Origin of the sequence: Streptomyces sp. NPDC006610 (genome assembly GCF_040611575.1) — a bacterium.
Taxonomy (GTDB): Bacteria; Actinomycetota; Actinomycetes; order Streptomycetales; family Streptomycetaceae; genus Streptomyces.
Genome location: NZ_JBEXOP010000012.1, coordinates 66355 through 83594, shown reverse-complemented (window position 1 = coordinate 83594; position 17240 = coordinate 66355). Strand labels below are relative to the sequence as shown.

Genomic DNA, 17240 nt, shown 5'->3' with positions numbered 1-17240 from the left:
GCGTCCCCCCGTGCGTCCCCCCGTGCGTCCCCCCTTGCGTCCTCCCCTTCGCATCCTCGTGCGCGTCCTGACGCCCGCCGTCGCCGCGCTCGCGTCCCTCGCTCTGGCCGGCCTGCTCGCGCCCGGAGCCTCGGCGACCCCGGACGCGAACCCGCTGCCGTTGCCGCTGCCCAGTGGCGGCGGCGGCCCGCTGGTCGGGGAGGTGGCGAACGTCGAAGGGCCGCTGATCAACCACATCTCTCTGAAGTAGCCCCGGACGCGGCCCCGCGCAGCCGGTAGCTCGGCCCCTCCAGCCGTACGGTCACGGCGTGGTGCGCCAGCCGGTCCACCATCGCCGCGGTGCCGGGGCCGGCGAAGATCTCGCCCCACCGCTCCGGCGGCCGGTCGCCGGTCACGATCAGCGAACCCCGCTCGTAGCGGTGGGCGACCAAACGGAAGAAGAGATGGGAGGTTTCCGCGTCGAAGGTCAGATAGCCGACCTCGTCGACGATCAGCAGCGGCACGGAGTCCAGCTCGGCCAGTTCCTCGTCCAGCCGGCCCTCCGCCCGTGCCGCGGCCAGCCGCGCCGCCCACTGACCCGCGGTCGCGAACAGCACCCGGTGACCGGCCTGGCACGCCCGTACGCCGAGGGCGATCGCCAGATGGGTCTTGCCGGTGCCGGGGGGACCGACGAACAGGACGTTCTCCCTGTCGACGACGAAGTCCAGTTTTCCGAGCCGGGCCACGGTCTCCCGGTCGAACGCGCGCAGATGCTCCGCGTCGAACTCCTCCAGCGTCTTCCGGACGGACAACCCCGCCGCCCGGATGCGCTCCTCGGCGCCGGCCGCCTCACCCTGGGGCGGCCCGCCCTGGGCGGGGACGACGGGGAGCGTCTGCGCACGACCGCCGGGACCGGTCGGCCCGCCGAGGTCACCGTGCGCGCCGAGCACCCCGTACGCTCCGTGGCCCCCGGGCTCGCCGTGCGCCGGTTGCAGGTGCACGGGCAGGTGCGGGCGGTCGGCGTGTGCGGCCATCGGGCCGGACATGTACGCGAGGATCGCCGCGGAGACGATGAACGCCATGTGGATGACCGTGCCCCACAGCAGCGAGTGCTGGTCGGTGTGGTGCACGTCCACGAACATCTGGAGCAGGTGGACGGAGGAGATGCCCACGATCGCGGTGGCGAGCTTGACCTTGAGCACGTTGGAGTTGACGTGCGAGAGCCACTCGGGCTGGTCGCGGTGGCCCTGGAGGCCGATGCGGGAGACGAACGTCTCGTAGCCGCCGACGATCACCATGATCAGCAGGTTGGCGATCATCACGACGTCCACGAGCTTGAGGACCGCGAGCATCACGTACGTCTCGGTCGCCTGGCCGGTGACGCACCGGAGGATTAAGGCCCACAGTTCGTTGAAGAACTTGTACACATAGACGCCCTGCGCGGCGACCAGGCCGAAGTACAGGGGGGCCTGGAGCCAGCGGGTCGCGAACAGGGCGTACCCGAGCGTGGTCGTCGCGGGCGGGGAAGGGGTGGGCGCCGGAGTCGGCGGTGGGGTACCTGTGAGGGGCTGCATGATCAGCATTCTTCGCAGTCGCCACCCAGCAAATGAAGTCACGCCACTCGCACGAGTGATTAGACATCTTGTCGGACACACCACGTCCGCGCTCCGGCGCACACCCGCTCCGTCTCGCCCCCGATCAGGCACACTGGACGTTTGGCCGTACTGTCCGGCCGTACGGAAAGGGTGCCCGAGTGAACGGTCCGCTGATCGTCCAGTCAGACAAAACACTGCTTCTGGAAGTCGACCACGAGCGCGCCGACGACTGCCGGCGCGCCATCGCGCCGTTCGCGGAGCTGGAGCGGGCGCCCGAGCACATCCACACCTACCGCGTCACCCCGCTCGGCCTGTGGAACGCCCGCGCGGCCGGCCACGACGCCGAGCAGGTGGTGGACGCGCTGGTGGAGTACAGCCGCTACCCGGTGCCGCACGCGCTGCTCGTCGACATCGCCGAGACCATGGACCGCTACGGCCGGCTGACGCTGAGCAAGCATCCGGCCCACGGGCTGGTCCTCACCACCACCGACCGGCCGGTGCTGGAGGAGGTGCTGCGCTCCAAGCGCATCGCCCCGCTGGTCGGCGCCCGCATCGACCCGGACACGGTCGCCGTGCACCCCTCGGAGCGCGGGCAGATCAAGCAGACGCTGCTGAAGCTGGGCTGGCCGGCCGAGGACCTCGCCGGGTACGTCGACGGCGAGGCGCACCCGATCGAGCTGGCCGAGGACGGTTGGGCGCTGCGCCCCTACCAGAAGCAGGCGGTGGAGAACTTCTGGCACGGCGGGTCCGGTGTCGTCGTGCTGCCCTGCGGTGCGGGGAAGACCCTGGTCGGCGCCGGGTCGATGGCGCAGGCGAAGTCGACGACGCTGATTCTGGTCACGAACACCGTCTCCGCCCGGCAGTGGAAGCACGAGCTGGTGAAGCGAACCTCGCTGACCGAGGACGAGATCGGCGAGTACAGCGGGACCAGGAAGGAGATCCGGCCCGTCACCATCGCCACCTACCAGGTGCTGACGACGCGGCGGAAGGGCGTCTACCCGCACCTGGAGCTGTTCGACTCCCGCGACTGGGGCCTGATCGTCTACGACGAGGTGCATCTGCTGCCGGCGCCGGTGTTCAAGTTCACCGCCGACCTCCAGGCGCGCAGGCGGCTCGGCCTGACGGCGACGCTGGTGCGGGAGGACGGCCGGGAGTCGGACGTCTTCTCGCTCATCGGGCCCAAGCGGTTCGACGCCCCGTGGAAGGAGATCGAGGCGCAGGGTTACATCGCGCCCGCCGACTGCGTGGAGGTCCGGGTGAACCTCACGGACTCCGAGCGGCTCGCCTACGCCACGGCCGAGCCGGAGGAGAAGTACCGGTTCTGCTCGACCACGGTGACCAAGCGGAAGGTGACGGAGGCGATCGTGCGCCGGTTCGCCGGGCAGCAGATCCTCGTCATCGGGCAGTACATCGACCAGCTCGACGAACTGGGCGAGCATCTGAACGCCCCCGTGATCAAGGGCGAGACGAGCAACGCCCAGCGGGAGAAGCTCTTCGAGGCGTTCCGGCAGGGCGAGCTGAGCGTGCTGGTGGTCTCCAAGGTCGCCAACTTCTCCATCGACCTGCCGGAGGCCACGGTCGCCATCCAGGTGTCGGGCACGTTCGGGTCGCGACAGGAGGAGGCGCAGCGGCTGGGCCGGGTGCTGCGGCCGAAGGCGGACGGGCATCAGGCGCACTTCTACTCGGTGGTCGCCCGTGACACGATCGACCAGGACTTCGCGGCCCACCGCCAGCGGTTCCTGGCGGAGCAGGGGTACGCGTACCGGATCATGGACGCGGACGAACTGCTGGCGGAGGGCGGCTGAGGTCTTCGAGGCCTTCGTCCCGGGGTGTCCCGCTTCTTCGGGCCGCTACTTCGCGTCGCGGTTGAAGAGGGACGTGGACCAGAGGTGGCCGAGGGCCGTGAGGGCGAGGCACCAGGTGGCGGCGAGCCATCCCTGGTGGCCGATCTCCGTGCCCAGGAGGAGTCCTCGCAGGGTTTCGATGGCGGGGGTGAAGGGCTGGTACTCGGCGATCGGCCGGAACCAGCCCGGCATCCCGTCGACGGGGACGAAGGCGCTGGACAGCAGCGGGAGCAGGATCAGCGGCATGGCGTTGTTGCTCGCGGCCTCCGCGGTCGGGCTGGACAGGCCCATGCCGACGGCGATCCAGGTCAGGGCGAGGGCGAAGAGGGCGATCAGCCCCAACGCGGCCAGCCATTCCAGGGGGGTGGCGCCGGTGGAGCGGAAGCCGATCGCGACGGCGACCGCGCCGACCAGGACGGTGGCGGCGACGGACTGCAGGACGCTGCCGGCGACGTGCCCGATCAGGACCGAGGGCCGGTGGATGGCCATGGTCCGGAAGCGGGCGATGATCCCCTCGCTCATGTCGTTGGAAACGGAGACCGCGGTGCCGATGGTGGTGCTGCCGATGGTCATCAGCAGCAGGCCGGGCACCAGGTAGGCGATGTAGTCGGAGCGGTCGGCTCCCTCTCCCAGGCCCGCGCTCATGGCGTCGCCGAATATGTAGACGAACAGCAGGAGCAGCATGATCGGGGTGAGCAGGAGGTTGAGGGTGAGGGAGGGGTAACGGCGGGCGTGCAGCAGGTTGCGGCGCAGCATGGTGGCCGAGTCGCGCACCGCGAGGGACGGGGAGCCGCTCATCGGGTGGTCTCCTTTACGGGCTCGTTCCCGCCGGTCAGGGCGAAGAAGACGTCGTCGAGGTCGGGGGTGTGGACGGTGAGCTCGTCGGCGTGGACGCCGGCGGTGTCGAGGCGGGTCAGCAGGGTGTGCAGGTCGCGCTGGCTGCCGTCGCTGGGGATGTGCAGGGTCAGGGTCCGGTCGTGGCGGGTGGCCGCGGGCAGGGCGGCGGTGGCGGCGCCGTAGGCGGCGGGGTCGGTGAAGCGGAGCGCGACGTGTCCGCCGGGGACGATCCGCTTGAGTTCCTCCGCGGTGCCGTGGGCGGCGATCCCGCCGTCGTGGAGGACGGCGATGCGGTCGGCGAGCTGGTCGGCCTCCTCCAGGTACTGGGTGGTGAGGAAGACGGTGACGCCGCCGGTGACGAGGTCGCGGACGATCTGCCACATGGTGTGCCGGGAGCGGGGGTCCAGGCCGGTGGTGGGCTCGTCCAGGAAGATCACGCGCGGGCTGCCGACCAGGGTCATGGCGATGTCCAGACGGCGCTTCATGCCGCCGGAGTAGGTGGAGGCCGGCTTCTTCGCCGCCTCCGCCAGGCCGAAGCGCTCCAGCAGGTCCGCGCACACCCGTCGGCCCTCGCCGCGGGGCAGGTGGTGCAGGTCCGCCATCAGCAGCATGTTCTCCTCGCCGGTGATCAGCCCGTCCACCGCGGAGAACTGCCCCGTGACACCGATCGCCGCGCGCACGGCCTGCGGGTCGGCCGCGAGGTCGTGGCCCGCGACCCGGATCTCGCCGGAGGCCGGGTCGGGGGACACGAGGGTGGAGAGGATCTTGACGGCGGTGGTCTTGCCGGCCCCGTTCGGCCCGAGCAGCGCGAAGACCGTGCCTTCGGGGACGGCGAGGTCGATGCCGTCGAGCACGACCTTGTCGCCGTAGGACTTGCGCAGACCGCTCGCCGTGATGGCGGGGTTGGTCATGCCGGTGCTGGTCAGGTGGGTGGTGCCGGTCATGGAGGGCTCCTTCAGAGGCCGCGGGCGGTGATGTCGCCGTGGGCGGTGGTCGCGTGGATGGCCAGGCCGGCGTCGGCGCCGTCGGCGTTCTTCAGCGAGTTGTGGATCCGGCCGTAGCCGGTGCCGGCGTCCAGGGAGGCGGAGACTCCGCGGGCGGCGCCGATCGACACCTCGCCGAGCTGGGTGCGCAGGACGACCGTGCCGTGCAGGGCCTCGGCGACGCGGATGTCGCCCTTCTGGGTGCTGATCTCGGCGGAGCCGCCCAGCCGGCCGACCGAGATGCCTCCGTCGAGGAGGCCGATGCGGGCGTTCGCGGTCTCGTCGAGCTTGACCGTGCCCTGCGCGCCGTCGAAGGCGACGTCGCCGAGCCGTCCGACGCCCCGGAAGTCGGCGGCGGCGGCCTTGGCCTCGACACGGGAGCCCGCCGGGAGCCGGACGGTGACCTCGACGGCACCGGAGGCCCGGCCGAGGACCGGGTTCCTCACCGGCGCGGCCTCGATCCGCAGCACGCCGTCGGCGTAGGCGACCGTCGTGCGCTCCGCCGCCTGCACGTCCCGGTTCTTCGAGGCGTCGGCGGGGCGGATGTCGACCGCGGTGTCGGCCCGGTCGGCGGCGATGAACTGGATGCGGCCCGCGGGGATGTCGAGGACGGCGGAGACGGGGGCGGGGGTGGCGAAGGTCTGCATGGCGTACTCCTGGTGGCTGGCACGGCGAGTTGTTTCCGATATGAGAAACGCTACGTTGCATTCAAGAAGCAGGCAACTAGCCTGTTGCACTTGATGCGTGAATACACAGCTCAGAGGCACCATTTCATTGCAATGAGTCAGGAGATAACGCAACAACGCCATCGCAGTTCATTGCAATGAATGCCGTCGAACGCTACGCTGGGGACCTCAAGGACCACGAAGGAGACCGCGCATGCCCGGAGGCAGGCTCACCCAGCAGGAACGTCAGCAGATCGCGCTGGGGCTGGCCGACGGGCTCGCCTACGCCGAGATCGCCCGCCGGCTCGACCGGCCGACCTCGACCGTCACGCGCGAGGTGATGCGCAACGGCGGCCCCACCGGCTACCGCGCCGACCTGGCCCACCGCGCCGCCGAACGCCGCGCCCACCGGCGCAGGCCCGCCCCACCGGGACCGGAGCGGCCCGGGCGGGGCGACGGACGGGACGCCGAGGCGGTGCGCGAGTTCGAGGAGACGTTCACCACCGTCCTCATGGCCTCCGGCATGCCGCTGATGACGGCACGCGTGCTGGCCTGCCTCATACTGACCGACACCGGAAGCCTCACCGCGGCCGAACTCGTCCAGCGCCTCCGGGTCAGCCCGGCGTCCGTGTCCAAGGCCGTCGCGTTCCTGGAGAGCCAGAGCCTCCTCCGCCGGGAACAGGGCGAACGCCGCCGCGAGCGCTACATCGTGGACGACGACGTCTTCTACCAGTCGATGATGGCCAGCGCCCGCTCCACCGCCCACATCGGCGAGATCACCCGGCAGGGCGTCGGCGTCCTCGGCCCGGACACCCCGGCCGCCGTCCGGCTGGAGAACATCGCCCGCTACCTCGCCTTCATCAGCGAGAGCATCGCCCGCGCGGCGGAGCAGGCCCGCGACATCCTCCACTCGAAGCCCGAGGACGCCTGAATATTCGTTGGCCCGGGTCCGCACCCCTCCCCTAGAATCTCCGCCCTTGCCCGCCTCCCACTCGCGGAGTGCCGCCGTCCGGACGGAAACCGGACGGCCGTCGCCCGGACCGAACCGGACGGCATCCCGACGCACACCCACCCAGCAGGTCCTCCGGAGGCACCGCCTTGTCCACGCCCGCCGACGATCCCCTCTCCCGCGAGCGCTCCCACCTCGCCGCCTCCCGTGCCGCGCTGCGGGCCATGCGCCAGGACGTCGAGTCGCTCGACATCAGCGACGTGACCGCGAACTGGGTCAACGCCCGGATCCTCGAACGCCAGATCGATGAGCGGATCAAGGCCCTCGCCGACCTCAGCGACACGCCGCTGTTCTTCGGCCGGCTCGACTACCTGCACGCACCGGGGGCGGAACGGGCGGAGGGCGCCGAGGGGGAACGCTTCTACATCGGGCGGCGGCACGTGCACGACGCCGACGGCGACCCCATGGTCATCGACTGGCGCGCGCCGGTCTCGCAGCCGTTCTACCGGGCGTCGAAGAAGGACCCGATGGACGTCGCCCTGCGCCGCCGCTTCGGCTACACCGGCGGGCAGCTCACCGCGTACGAGGACGAGCACCTGTCGGACCCGGCGGAGGCGGCGCGGACCAGCAGGCTGCTCCAGCAGGAGATCGAGCGCCCGCGCGTCGGCCCGATGCGGGACATCGTGGCGACGATCCAGCCCGAGCAGGACGAGATCGTGCGGTCCGGGCTGGGCGGCACGGTGTGCGTGCAGGGCGGACCCGGCACCGGGAAGACGGCGGTCGGCCTGCACCGGGTCGCGTATCTGCTCTACGCCCACCGGGAGCGGCTCGCCCGCACCGGGACGCTGGTCATCGGGCCGAACCGGTCCTTCCTCCACTACATCGAGCAGGTGCTGCCCGCGCTCGGCGAGTTGACGGTGCGTCAGGCGACGGTGGACGACCTCGTGGCGCACGTCGAGGTGAGCGGCGCGGACGACGCGGCGGCGGCGGTCGTCAAGGGCGACGCCCGGATGGCCGAGGTGCTGCGGCGGGCGCTGTACGCGCACGTCACGCCGCCCACCGAGCCGGTGGTCGTGGTGCGCGGGTCACGGCGCTGGCGGGTGCCGGCGTACGAACTGGAGAAGATCGTCCGGGAGCTGCTGGACCGCGGGATCCGCTACGGCGCGGCCCGGGAGGCGCTGCCGCAGCGGATCGCGCACGCCGTGCTCGTGCAGATGGAGCGGGCCGGGGAGGCCCCCGACGACCGGGTGCAGGACGCGGTGGCCCGCAACAGCGCCGTGAAGGCGGCGGTGAAGGCCGTGTGGCCGCCGGTCGACCCGGCGAAGCTGGTGCTGCGGCTGCTCACCGACGCGGACTTCCTCGCCGAGCATGCCGACGCGGTCCTCACCCCCGAGGAGCAGAAGACGATCCTGTGGGCGAAGCCCGTCCGCTCGGTGAGGTCGGCCAAGTGGTCGGCGGCGGACGCGGTGCTCATCGACGAGGCCGCCGACCTGGTCGAGCGCACGCCCTCGCTGGGCCATGTCGTCCTGGACGAGGCGCAGGACCTGTCCCCGATGCAGTACCGCGCGGTGGGCCGGCGCTGCACCACCGGTTCCGCCACCGTCCTCGGCGACCTGGCGCAGGGCACCACGCCCTGGGCGACCCGCAGTTGGGAGGAGGCGCTGGCGCACCTGGGCAAGGACGACGCCGTGATCGAGGAGCTGACGGCCGGTTTCCGCGTCCCGTCCGACGTCATCGCCTACGCCTCCCGGCTGCTGCCGCACATCGCGCCGGGTCTGACGCCGGTGGCGTCGGTGCGGGAGAACCCGGGCGCGTTCGAGGTGCGGCGGGTCGGCGGGGACGCGGAGGTGGTGGCCGTGTGCGCCGAGTCGCTGCGCCACGAGGGGTCGATCGGCCTGATCGCCGCCGACGCCCGGGTGCCCGCGCTCGCCGGGGCGCTCACGGCCGCGGGCCTGGCCTTCCTCGGGCCGGGCGAGGAGACGACCCGCGAGACCCGGCTGACGCTGGTCCCGGCATCGCTGGCGAAGGGCCTGGAGTACGACTACGTGGTGCTGGACGAGCCGCGGGCGATCGTGGACGGCGAGCCGGACGAGCGGACGGGCCTGCGCCGCCTGTACGTGGCGCTGACCCGGGCCGTGTCCGGCCTGACGGTCACGTACTCGGCGCCGCTGCCGGAGCAGTTGGGGTGACCGCGGCTCCGACCGCCCACCCCTGATCCTCCCCGGCCGAGGCCGGCACGACCGAGTCCAGCGCGTACCGCCACTCGGCGACCGCCACCTCGGACACCGGCCCCGTCCAGCCCTCGGGCCGGGCGGCGCCGCCGATGTGGAAGGCGTCGATCCCGGCGGCGAGCAGGGCCGGCACATGGTCGAGCCGCAGCCCGCCGCCGACCAGGATCCGCGGCTCGTAGCCGCGCTCGCCGCCCCGTGCGGCCTCCGCGCACAGGACCGGCAGCCCGTCGTCCACGCCGGTGGCCGAGCCGGCGGTGAGGTAGGCGTCGAGGCCGGGCAGCCCGTCGAGCGCCCTGCGCAGCGCGTCCCGGTCGGCGGCACGGTCGATGGCCCGGTGGAAGGTCCACCGGCAGCCGTCGAGCACGTCCACCACCCGCTCCACGGCGTCCAGGTCCACCTGCCCGGCGGCGTCGAGGAAGCCGAGGACGAACTCCTCGGCCCCGGCGTCCCGCATCCGCCCGGCGGTGCCGACCAGCCGGTCGACGTCCCCGGCGGCGAAGCCGTCCGCGAGCCGCAGCATCACGCGCACCGGGATGTCGACGGCGGCGCGGATCTCGCCGACGGTCCCGGCCGACGGGGTGAGCCCGTCCGCCGCCATGTCGGTGACCAGCTCCAGCCGGTCCGCGCCTCCGGCCTGGGCGGCGACGGCGTCCTCGGCGTCGAGGGCGATCACCTCCAGGACTGCACGCTTGCTCATGGGACCCCATTCGTCGACGGCTACAGGTCTAGTCCACTTGAACCAATTGAAGACTACGCCCGTGCCCGACGCCACTCCTTCGAAGGCCCCCGCGCCGCTCGTGCGGGGAGCCCGGGACGACTCAGTCGAAAATGTCCAGCTCGTCCTCCGTCACCCCGGCCAGTTCGTACGACGCCCCCGCCGCCGGCGCACGTCCCGCGTACAGCCGCATCAGGGTCGGGGCGTCGCCGATGTAGCGGGCCGGCGGGCGGTCGCCGGCGAAGTCGCCGAGCCGCAGGGGCTCGTCCAGGTCGTCCAGGTCGGCGTGGAGCGGCGGCCGCTTCTCCTGCCGGGTCACGTACGCGAGCAGCGCCAGCGCCTCCGGCAGCGGCCGGCCGCCGTACGCCCCCGGCGCCCCGAGCGCCTCGCGCACGTCGCCGCCGTGCACCCACTCGCCCAGCGCCAGCTTGTCCAGCAGCCCGTCGGAGGCGGCGATCACCGGCCCGGCCCCGGTCATCCCGCGCTCCAGCTCGTCGACGACCCGGGCGTTGCTCCAGTCGCCTCGCTCGGCGATGTCCCGCTCGTTGGCGGCGGGCGAGAACACGTCGGCCTCGTACCGGCTCTCCACCACCCGCGTCAGCGCGGCGGAGCAGTGCGCCAGCACATCGCGCACCGACCACCCCGGACAGGCGGCGACCGGCAGCGCGAACTCCCCCTCCGCCCGCTCCCGCAGCAGGGGCACCAACTCGTCCCGTTCGAGGATCAGCAGCCGCCCGGGCAGCTCCGGGTCCCGTACGTCGTACACATCGGCAGGTGTCGTCATGACGTTCACGCTAGAGGGAAGGCGCGGCCCGCCGGGAGGACGCGGGGCCGGGACAATGGGCGCATGGCCGATCCCGACGCCCTGCGCACCCGCTTCGCCGCCGCCCTGGAGGCCGCCCGCTCCCCGGCGTACGGCCCCGACCCGGCCCCGTACGCCGACAACCTGCTCGCCCGCTGGCAGGAGCCCCAGCGCCGGTACCACACGCTCACGCACCTGGCCGCGGTGCTCGACCGCGTCGACACGCTGGCCGAGTACGCCGACGATCCGGACCTGGTGCGGCTGGCCGCCTGGTTCCACGACGCGGTGTATCTGCCCGACCGCTCGGAGAACGAGGAGCGGTCCGCGCGGCTCGCCGAACGCGCCCTCGCGGAGGCCGGGCTGGCCGAGGCGAAGACCGCCGAGGTGGCCCGGCTGGTGCGGCTCACCGCCGGGCACGCCCCGGCCGACGGGGACCGCAACGGCGTGGTGCTGTGCGACGCCGACCTGGCGATCCTCGCCGCGCCGCCGTCGGCCTACGCCGCCTACACCGCGGCCGTGCGCGAGGAGTACGGCTTCGTCCCGTCCGACGCCTTCCGCGCGGGCCGGGCCGAGGTCCTGCGCCAACTCCTCGCCCTCCCGAGGCTGTTCCGCACCCCCTACGGCGCCGCCCACTGGGAGGCGACGGCTCGCTACAACGTCGGAGGCGAGCTGGAAATGCTGTCGTCGTGACGGTGCGGCGTCGCCTAGCCTGCGCTGCATGAGCGATGCGGGCGGGGATCTGGTGGAGCAGGCCGTCGCGGGCGCCGTCGCGGCGCTGGGCGCGGCGGTGGAGCGGGACGACTGGGAGCGGGTGCGGGCGGGCTCGCTGGAGTGGGACTGCCGCAGGACGGCCACCCATGTGGCGAGCTGTCTGCTCGCCTACGCGGGCCAGTTGGCCGGGCGCGCGCAGGACTCCTACGTACCCTTCAAGATCACCCTCGACGGCTCCGCCGGCTTCGACCCCGCCGACAACCGGGGCGTCCTCCACGTCATCGAGACCACCGGGACCCTGCTCGCCGCCACCGTGCGCACCACGCCCCGCGCGGTGCGCGCCTTCCACCCGTACCCGTTCCGCAGCGCCAACCGCACCGGCTTCGCCGCGATGGGCGTCGCCGAGGTGCTGCTGCACACCCACGACCTCACCGAGGGCCTCGGCCTGTCCTACGCGCCGCGCGCGGAACTCGCCGCCTTCGTGCTCGGCACGATCTTCCCCGAGGTCCGGCCCGGCCCCGACCCCTGGCGGACCCTGCTGTGGGCCACCGGCCGGGGCGAGCTGCCCGGGCGGCCCCGGGTCACCGAGTGGCGCTGGCAGAACAACATGGTCCTGCCCGCCTCGCAGCGCCTCACGCTGGAGGGCGTCACCCCGGCCGCCGCGGCCGACCTCGCCGCGGGCGGCGACGGCGGCTTCGACTGGCTCGGCGGCGGCCCCTTCGACGGCACGCGCGAGGCCGCCGGGATGACGGTGGCGGCGTACGAGGCGGGCGTGCACCGCGCCGAGTTCGGCCTCTTCGCCGTCGTGCGCCGCGAGGACGACCGCGCGATCGGCGGCATCGGCTTCCACGGCTCCCCCGACGAGGACGGCCGTACCGAGATCGGCTACGACCTCACCGAACCGGCCCGCGGACAGGGCTACGCCACGGAGGCGCTGCGCACGCTGGCGGACTGGGCGCTGGCGCGCGACGACGTGCGGTCGCTGTTCGCCACCGTGGAGCGGGACAACCCGGCCTCGCGGCACGTCCTGGCACGCGCCGGGTTCACGCGGGTGAGCGAGGCGTACGGCGAGGAGAAGCTGGTGGCGTACGAACTGCGCGGCTGACGCGCCCCACGGCCCGACCGCGCCCCACGGGGACCCGCGGCTCAGCCCGCGTCGTGCTTACGGCGCCGCAGTCCCGCCCCGAGCAGCAGCCGCACCACCTCGCGGCTGCCGACCTCCACCGCGCCCGCCCGCACCGCGTCCCGGTAGCGGTGCGAGGGGATGTCGTAGTGGTCCCGCTCGAAGGCGCGGCGCGGGACGCCGAGGCGCGCGGCGAAGGCGTGGAGTTCGTCGTACGAGACGTCGCTGATCAGGTGGGACCACATGCGGCCGTGGCCGGGCCAGGTCGGCGGGTCGATGTACACCGTCACGAGGAGGGCGCCCCGCCGCAGGCGCCGAGCCCTCCGATCGCCGCGACCTTCACGCCCGCCTTGTGGCACACCCAGTGCGGGTCGGGGCCCAGCTCCGGCTCGACGTCGAGCGCGTGCGGCTCGCCGGAGCCGCACACCGGGCACAGGGGCCAGCGGCCGTGGCGGTCCAGCAGGGCGTCCTGCACGTCCTGGGCGACCAGCCCGGCCACGAAGGCGGCGCCCTCCGGCCACTGCTCCACCCACCAACGCCGCTGCGCGACGGACTCCTCGACCAGGGAGACGACGTCCGCCTGCGCGACCCGGCCCGCCACGAGGTCGGCGAGCACCAGGGCGCGCGCGGCGTGCAGCGCCTGCTCCAGGGGGCTGATGGGGTCCATGCACCCATTGTGCGCACTCTTGACCACGACACCGAACCGAAAATACCTTTCAGAGGTGACCCGGAACGTGAAGGAAACTTTCCGCCGGGCGCCGGTGTCCGCCGTCGGCGCCCCGCCCGCGCCGGCCGCCCTCGCCGCCAAGGTCCGCACCCTCGCCCCGTCGATGACCCGCTCCATGCAGCGCGTCGCCGAGGCCCTCGCGGGCGACCCGGCGGGCTGCGCCGCCCTCACCGTCACCGGCCTCGCCGAGCGCACGGGCACCAGCGAGGCCACCGTCGTACGCACCGCCCGCCTCCTCGGCTACCCCGGCTACCGCGATCTGCGCCTCGCCCTCGCCGGCCTCGCAGCCCAGCAGCAGTCCGGCCGCGCGCCCGCCATCACGACCGACATCGCGGTGGACGACCCCATCGCCGACGTCGTCGCCAAGCTCGCCCTCGACGAGCAGCAGACCCTCGCCGACACCGCCGCCGGCCTCGACACCGCCCAGCTCGGCGCCGCCGTCGCCGCGGTGGCCACCGCCCGCCGCACCGACGTGTACGGCATCGGGGCGTCGGGACTGGTCGCCCAGGACCTGACGCAGAAGCTGCTGCGCATAGGGCTGATGGCGCACGCGCCCGGCGATCCGCACCTCGCGGTGACGAACGCGGTGCAGCTGCGCGCCGGGGACGTCGCCGTCGCGATCACCCACTCCGGGTCGACCGGGGACGTCATCGAGCCGCTGCGGGTCGCCTTCGAGCGCGGGGCGACGACCGTCGCGGTCACCGGCCGGCCCGACTCCGCGGTGACGCAGTACGCCGACCTGGTGCTGACGACGTCCACGGCCCGCGAGAGCGAGCTGCGGCCCGCGGCGATGTCCTCGCGGACCAGCCAACTGCTGGTGGTGGACTGCCTGTTCGTGGGGGTGGCGCAGCGGACCTACGAGACGGCGGGGCCGGCGCTGTCCGCGTCCTACGAGGCACTGGCCCACCGGCATCGCAGGTAGGAGGGACGTCCTGCGTCGCAGGCGGACAGGACATCCGGCTCGCAGGCAGGACATCCGCCGTCGCAGGCGGTTCATGCCGTACCCACCCGCACCGAACAGGAACCGACGTCCATGACCCCCACACCCGAATCGACCGGCCTGCGGGCCCAGTTGGCGAGCCTGCCGACCGAGGCATTCCGGCCCGAACTGGCGGAGATCGACCGGCTGTCCACCCTGGAGATCGCCACGCTGATGAACGGCGAGGACGCCGGCGTCCCCGCCGCCGTCGCCCGGGAGCTGCCCCGCATCGCCGCCGCCGTCGACGCCGTCGCCGAGCGCATGGCCCGCGGCGGACGGCTCGTCTACGCCGGCGCCGGCACCGCCGGGCGGCTCGGGGTGCTGGACGCCTCCGAGTGCCCGCCCACCTTCAACACCGACCCGGCGCAGGTCGTGGGCCTCGTCGCGGGCGGCAGGGACGCGCTGGTCACGTCCGTCGAGGGCGCCGAGGACTCGGCCGAGCTGGCCCGGCGCGACCTGGACGCCCTCGGGCTGACCGCCGGGGACGCGGTGGTCGGCGTGTCCGCGTCCGGCCGTACGCCCTACGCCGTCGGCGCAGTGGAGCACGCCCGCGCGCACGGCGCCCTGACCGTGGGGCTGGCCTGCAATCCGGGCAGCGCCCTCGCCGCGGCCGCCGAGCACGGGATCGAGGTCGTCGTCGGGCCCGAGCTGATCACCGGGTCCACCCGGCTGAAGGCGGGCACGGCGCAGAAGCTGGTGCTCAACATGATCTCGACGATCACGATGATCCGGCTGGGCAAGACGTACGGGAACCTGATGGTCGACGTGCGCGCCTCCAACGACAAGCTGCGCGCCCGCTCCCGCCGGATCGTCGCCCTGGCCACCGGCGCGGGCGACGACGAGATCGAGGCGGCCCTCGCGGCGACGGGCGGCGAGGTCAAGGACGCCATCCTGACGATCCTCGGCCAGGTGGACGCCCCGACGGCGGCACGGCTGCTGGCGGAGTCGGGGGGCCGACTGCGCGAGGCGCTGGTGGCGGCAGCCCGCTGACACACCGGCCGAACACCACACGGCCACCGGGCGAACTCCGGCGACCGACTGCGCGAGCCGCTGGAGACGGCAGCCCACTGACACACCGGCCGAACACCCCGCGGCCACCGACCGACTGCCCTGGAGGGTGCGGGCGGCGGCCCCCTGCCGCACGGCCGAACGCCCCGACGGCCGCGCGACGCGGCTGCCGACGCAATCCCACCGCCACCGCGCGCGGCACGGCCCGCGCCCCCCGCTGAGACACTGGACGGCATGAACCACGCCCACGTCACCGCTCTCGGCCGTGCCCTCCGGCTGCTCGGGGAACACGGCGAGGCCCTCGGCGCCGACACGCCGGACGCCAAGCTGCACGAGATCAAGGCGGACCTCAAGCGCGCGCTGGAGCTGCTGGAGGAGAGCGCCGGCGCGCAGGCCCCGGCCACCCGCTGCCCCGAGCATCCGTACGGGCCCGTGGACGAGAGCGCGCCCGACCTGTGCCTGCTGTGCGAGACGCGGCGGCGGGCGGCCCGCCGGGCCGAGTTCAACGGCCCCGCCGCGCCCGCCGGCCCCGCCGCCACCGCGCCGTCGCGGTACGGGGTGCGCGGCGACCGTCCGCAGCCCCAGCAGCGCTGGCTGCCGGAGCTGTGGAACGGGCAGGAGTGGCAGCTGTGCGGGACCCCGCGCCGGGACCGGCGCGAGGCCGAGCTGTATCTGGCCGCCCAGCGGCGCGGCTCGCGGGCCGCCATGGCGTACCGGCTGGTGCACGAGTTCACCGACTACGAGGTGCTCCGCGTGTGGGGCACCCCGGTGCGGGTGGACATCGAGCCGATGGGCAACCTGTAGGCCGCCGCGGTCAGCTCAGGGTGCGCAGGGACGCGGCGTCGTACGGGGCCAGCTCATCGAAGCGGCCGGCGAGCACCTTCTCGGCCCACTGCGGGTCCTGGAGCAGGGCGCGGCCGACGGCGACCAGGTCGAACTCGTCGCGCTCGAAGCGGTCGAGGAGGTTGTCGAGGCTGCCCAGCGCGGCGCCCTCACCCTGGAACGCCTTGATGAAGTCGCCGTCGAGGCCGACCGAGCCGACGGTGACGGCGGGCTTGCCGGTGAGCTTCTTGGTCCAGCCGGCGAGGTTGAGGTCGGAGCCGTCGAACTCGGGGAGCCAGTAGCGGCGGGTGGAGGCGTGGAAGGCGTCGACGCCGGCGGCGGCGAGCGGGGTGAGGACGGCCTCCAGCTGCTCGGGGGTGTCGGCGAGCCTGGCGTCGTAGGCCCCCGACTTCCACTGCGAGTAGCGGAAGATCACCGGGAAGCCGGGCGAGACGGAGGCGCGGACGGCGGCCACGATCTCGGCGGCGAACCGGGTGCGGGCGACGGGGTCGCCGCCGTAGGCGTCGGTGCGGCGGTTGGTGAACTCCCACAGGAACTGGTCGATGAGGTAGCCGTGGGCGCCGTGCAGTTCGACGCCGTCGAAGCCGATCCGCTCGGCCGCCGCGGCGGCCTCGGCGAAGGCGGCGATCACGTCGTCCAGGTCCTGGCGCGTCATCTCCCGGCCGTCGCCCGCGGTGCCGTCCAGGCGCAGCCCGGAGGGGCCGACGGGGGACGCCTCGGGGAACGGCGGGCGGCCCGGCTTGCGGACCATGCCGATGTGCCACAGCTGCGGCACGATCGTCCCGCCGGCCGCGTGCACGGCGTCGGCGACCTTCGTCCAGCCCGCCAGCTGCTCGGCCCCGTGGAACCGCGGCACCCGGCTGCTCTCCCCGGCCGAGTCGTGGCCGACGTACGTGCCCTCGGTGACGATGAGCCCGACGCCGGCGGCGGCACGGCGGGCGTAGTACGACACCACGTCCTCGCCGGGGACGCCGCCCGGGGAGAACTGACGGGTCATCGGCGCCATGACGATGCGGTTCGGCACCGTGAGGCCGTTGATCGACACGGGGCGGGAGAGGATCTCGGCCGCGCGGGAGGCGGCGGGCGGGGAGACGGTCACTCGGGGGCTCCTAGGGATCGGATACCGCTCAGTATGTGCATGTGCAACAAGCGGTGTCCAGATCGCATTCCCGGGAGCCGCGGATCCCGTTCCCGGGAGCCGGAGAAGGCAGACGGACCCGCACCTGGCCGCCGCGGAAACGCGCGTGGG

General features: G+C 73.4%; 18 protein-coding genes. 9 read left to right on the top strand and 9 right to left on the bottom strand.

The features are described 5' to 3' along the window. The first annotated feature begins 34 nt into the window (after positions 1-34). Positions 35-250, top strand: coding sequence for a hypothetical protein (locus ABZY13_RS12565; RefSeq protein ID WP_356629672.1), 216 nt, complete (start codon positions 35-37; stop codon positions 248-250). Here the strand turns inward: ABZY13_RS12565 and istB are convergent. Further along, positions 228-1553 (bottom strand): IS21-like element helper ATPase IstB, encoded by a 1326-nt coding sequence (istB, locus tag ABZY13_RS12560; RefSeq protein ID WP_356629670.1) that lies wholly within the window; start codon positions 1551-1553, stop codon positions 228-230. The genes ABZY13_RS12565 and istB overlap by 23 nt on opposite strands. Positions 1554-1732: 179 nt before the next feature. Here istB and ABZY13_RS12555 point away from each other — a divergent pair, with 179 nt between their 5' ends. After that, complete coding sequence (locus ABZY13_RS12555) at positions 1733-3379, top strand: DNA repair helicase XPB (RefSeq protein ID WP_356629668.1); 1647 nt, start codon at positions 1733-1735, stop codon at positions 3377-3379. Positions 3380-3424: 45 nt separating this feature from the next. Here ABZY13_RS12555 and ABZY13_RS12550 read toward each other — a convergent pair whose 3' ends face one another. From ABZY13_RS12550 to ABZY13_RS12540, 3 genes are read right to left on the bottom strand one after another with little or no spacing between them, the layout of a single operon-like run. Beyond that, the gene (locus ABZY13_RS12550) at positions 3425-4216 is read right to left on the bottom strand and encodes an ABC transporter permease (protein WP_356629666.1); all 792 of its coding nucleotides are present in this window, start codon (positions 4214-4216) and stop codon (positions 3425-3427) included. Beyond that, on the bottom strand, positions 4213-5166 hold the full coding sequence (locus ABZY13_RS12545; protein ID WP_356629870.1) for an ATP-binding cassette domain-containing protein: 954 nt from the start codon (positions 5164-5166) through the stop codon (positions 4213-4215). The genes ABZY13_RS12550 and ABZY13_RS12545 overlap by 4 nt, the downstream gene beginning before the upstream one ends. A gap of 44 nt (positions 5167-5210) precedes the next feature. Continuing rightward, complete coding sequence (locus ABZY13_RS12540; RefSeq protein ID WP_356629664.1) at positions 5211-5885, bottom strand: DUF4097 family beta strand repeat-containing protein; 675 nt, start codon at positions 5883-5885, stop codon at positions 5211-5213. A 232-nt stretch (positions 5886-6117) separates the two neighbouring features. Between ABZY13_RS12540 and ABZY13_RS12535 the strand changes: the two genes are divergently transcribed. Both ABZY13_RS12535 and ABZY13_RS12530 read left to right on the top strand, forming a co-directional pair. After that, positions 6118-6834, top strand: a complete 717-nt coding sequence (locus ABZY13_RS12535) for a helix-turn-helix domain-containing protein (protein WP_356629662.1) — start codon at positions 6118-6120, stop codon at positions 6832-6834. Positions 6835-7001: 167 nt separating this feature from the next. Next, positions 7002-9041, top strand: a complete 2040-nt coding sequence (locus ABZY13_RS12530) for a UvrD-helicase domain-containing protein (RefSeq protein ID WP_356629660.1) — start codon at positions 7002-7004, stop codon at positions 9039-9041. Here ABZY13_RS12530 and ABZY13_RS12525 read toward each other — a convergent pair. Continuing rightward, positions 9004-9780, bottom strand: coding sequence for a copper homeostasis protein CutC (locus ABZY13_RS12525; protein ID WP_356629658.1), 777 nt, complete (start codon positions 9778-9780; stop codon positions 9004-9006). The genes ABZY13_RS12530 and ABZY13_RS12525 overlap by 38 nt on opposite strands. Positions 9781-9901: 121 nt before the next feature. Beyond that, positions 9902-10582, bottom strand: coding sequence for a maleylpyruvate isomerase family mycothiol-dependent enzyme (locus tag ABZY13_RS12520; RefSeq protein ID WP_356629656.1), 681 nt, complete (start codon positions 10580-10582; stop codon positions 9902-9904). A 63-nt stretch (positions 10583-10645) separates the two neighbouring features. On the opposite strand from ABZY13_RS12520, the gene ABZY13_RS12515 reads away from it, so the two are divergent. Beyond that, positions 10646-11290 carry a hypothetical protein gene (locus ABZY13_RS12515; RefSeq protein WP_356629654.1) on the top strand — a complete coding sequence of 215 codons (645 nt, stop codon included), beginning with the start codon at positions 10646-10648 and terminating at the stop codon, positions 11288-11290. Between the two features lie 28 nt (positions 11291-11318). Continuing rightward, entirely contained in the window at positions 11319-12416 is a 1098-nt protein-coding gene (locus tag ABZY13_RS12510) for a GNAT family N-acetyltransferase (protein ID WP_356629652.1), read from the top strand. 41 nt (positions 12417-12457) lie between these two features. Here ABZY13_RS12510 and ABZY13_RS12505 read toward each other — a convergent pair whose 3' ends face one another. Then, complete coding sequence (locus ABZY13_RS12505; protein ID WP_356629650.1) at positions 12458-12724, bottom strand: DUF4031 domain-containing protein; 267 nt, start codon at positions 12722-12724, stop codon at positions 12458-12460. Then, on the bottom strand, positions 12721-13101 hold the full coding sequence (locus ABZY13_RS12500) for a hypothetical protein (RefSeq protein WP_356629648.1): 381 nt from the start codon (positions 13099-13101) through the stop codon (positions 12721-12723). The genes ABZY13_RS12505 and ABZY13_RS12500 overlap by 4 nt, the downstream gene beginning before the upstream one ends. Before the next feature lie 55 nt (positions 13102-13156). Here ABZY13_RS12500 and ABZY13_RS12495 point away from each other — a divergent pair, with 55 nt between their 5' ends. The 3 genes from ABZY13_RS12495 to ABZY13_RS12485 all read left to right on the top strand — a co-directional run bounded on the left by ABZY13_RS12495 (position 13157) and on the right by ABZY13_RS12485 (position 15952). Beyond that, positions 13157-14083 carry a MurR/RpiR family transcriptional regulator gene (locus tag ABZY13_RS12495; RefSeq protein ID WP_356629646.1) on the top strand — a complete coding sequence of 309 codons (927 nt, stop codon included), beginning with the start codon at positions 13157-13159 and terminating at the stop codon, positions 14081-14083. A gap of 111 nt (positions 14084-14194) precedes the next feature. Further along, the gene (gene murQ / locus ABZY13_RS12490) at positions 14195-15130 is read left to right on the top strand and encodes an N-acetylmuramic acid 6-phosphate etherase (RefSeq protein WP_356629644.1); all 936 of its coding nucleotides are present in this window, start codon (positions 14195-14197) and stop codon (positions 15128-15130) included. 252 nt (positions 15131-15382) lie between these two features. Continuing rightward, positions 15383-15952, top strand: a complete 570-nt coding sequence (locus ABZY13_RS12485) for a hypothetical protein (protein ID WP_356629642.1) — start codon at positions 15383-15385, stop codon at positions 15950-15952. Between the two features lie 10 nt (positions 15953-15962). On the opposite strand, the gene ABZY13_RS12480 is transcribed toward ABZY13_RS12485, so the two are convergent. After that, the gene (locus ABZY13_RS12480; RefSeq protein WP_356629640.1) at positions 15963-17090 is read right to left on the bottom strand and encodes an NADH:flavin oxidoreductase; all 1128 of its coding nucleotides are present in this window, start codon (positions 17088-17090) and stop codon (positions 15963-15965) included. Positions 17091-17240: the final 150 nt, after the last annotated feature.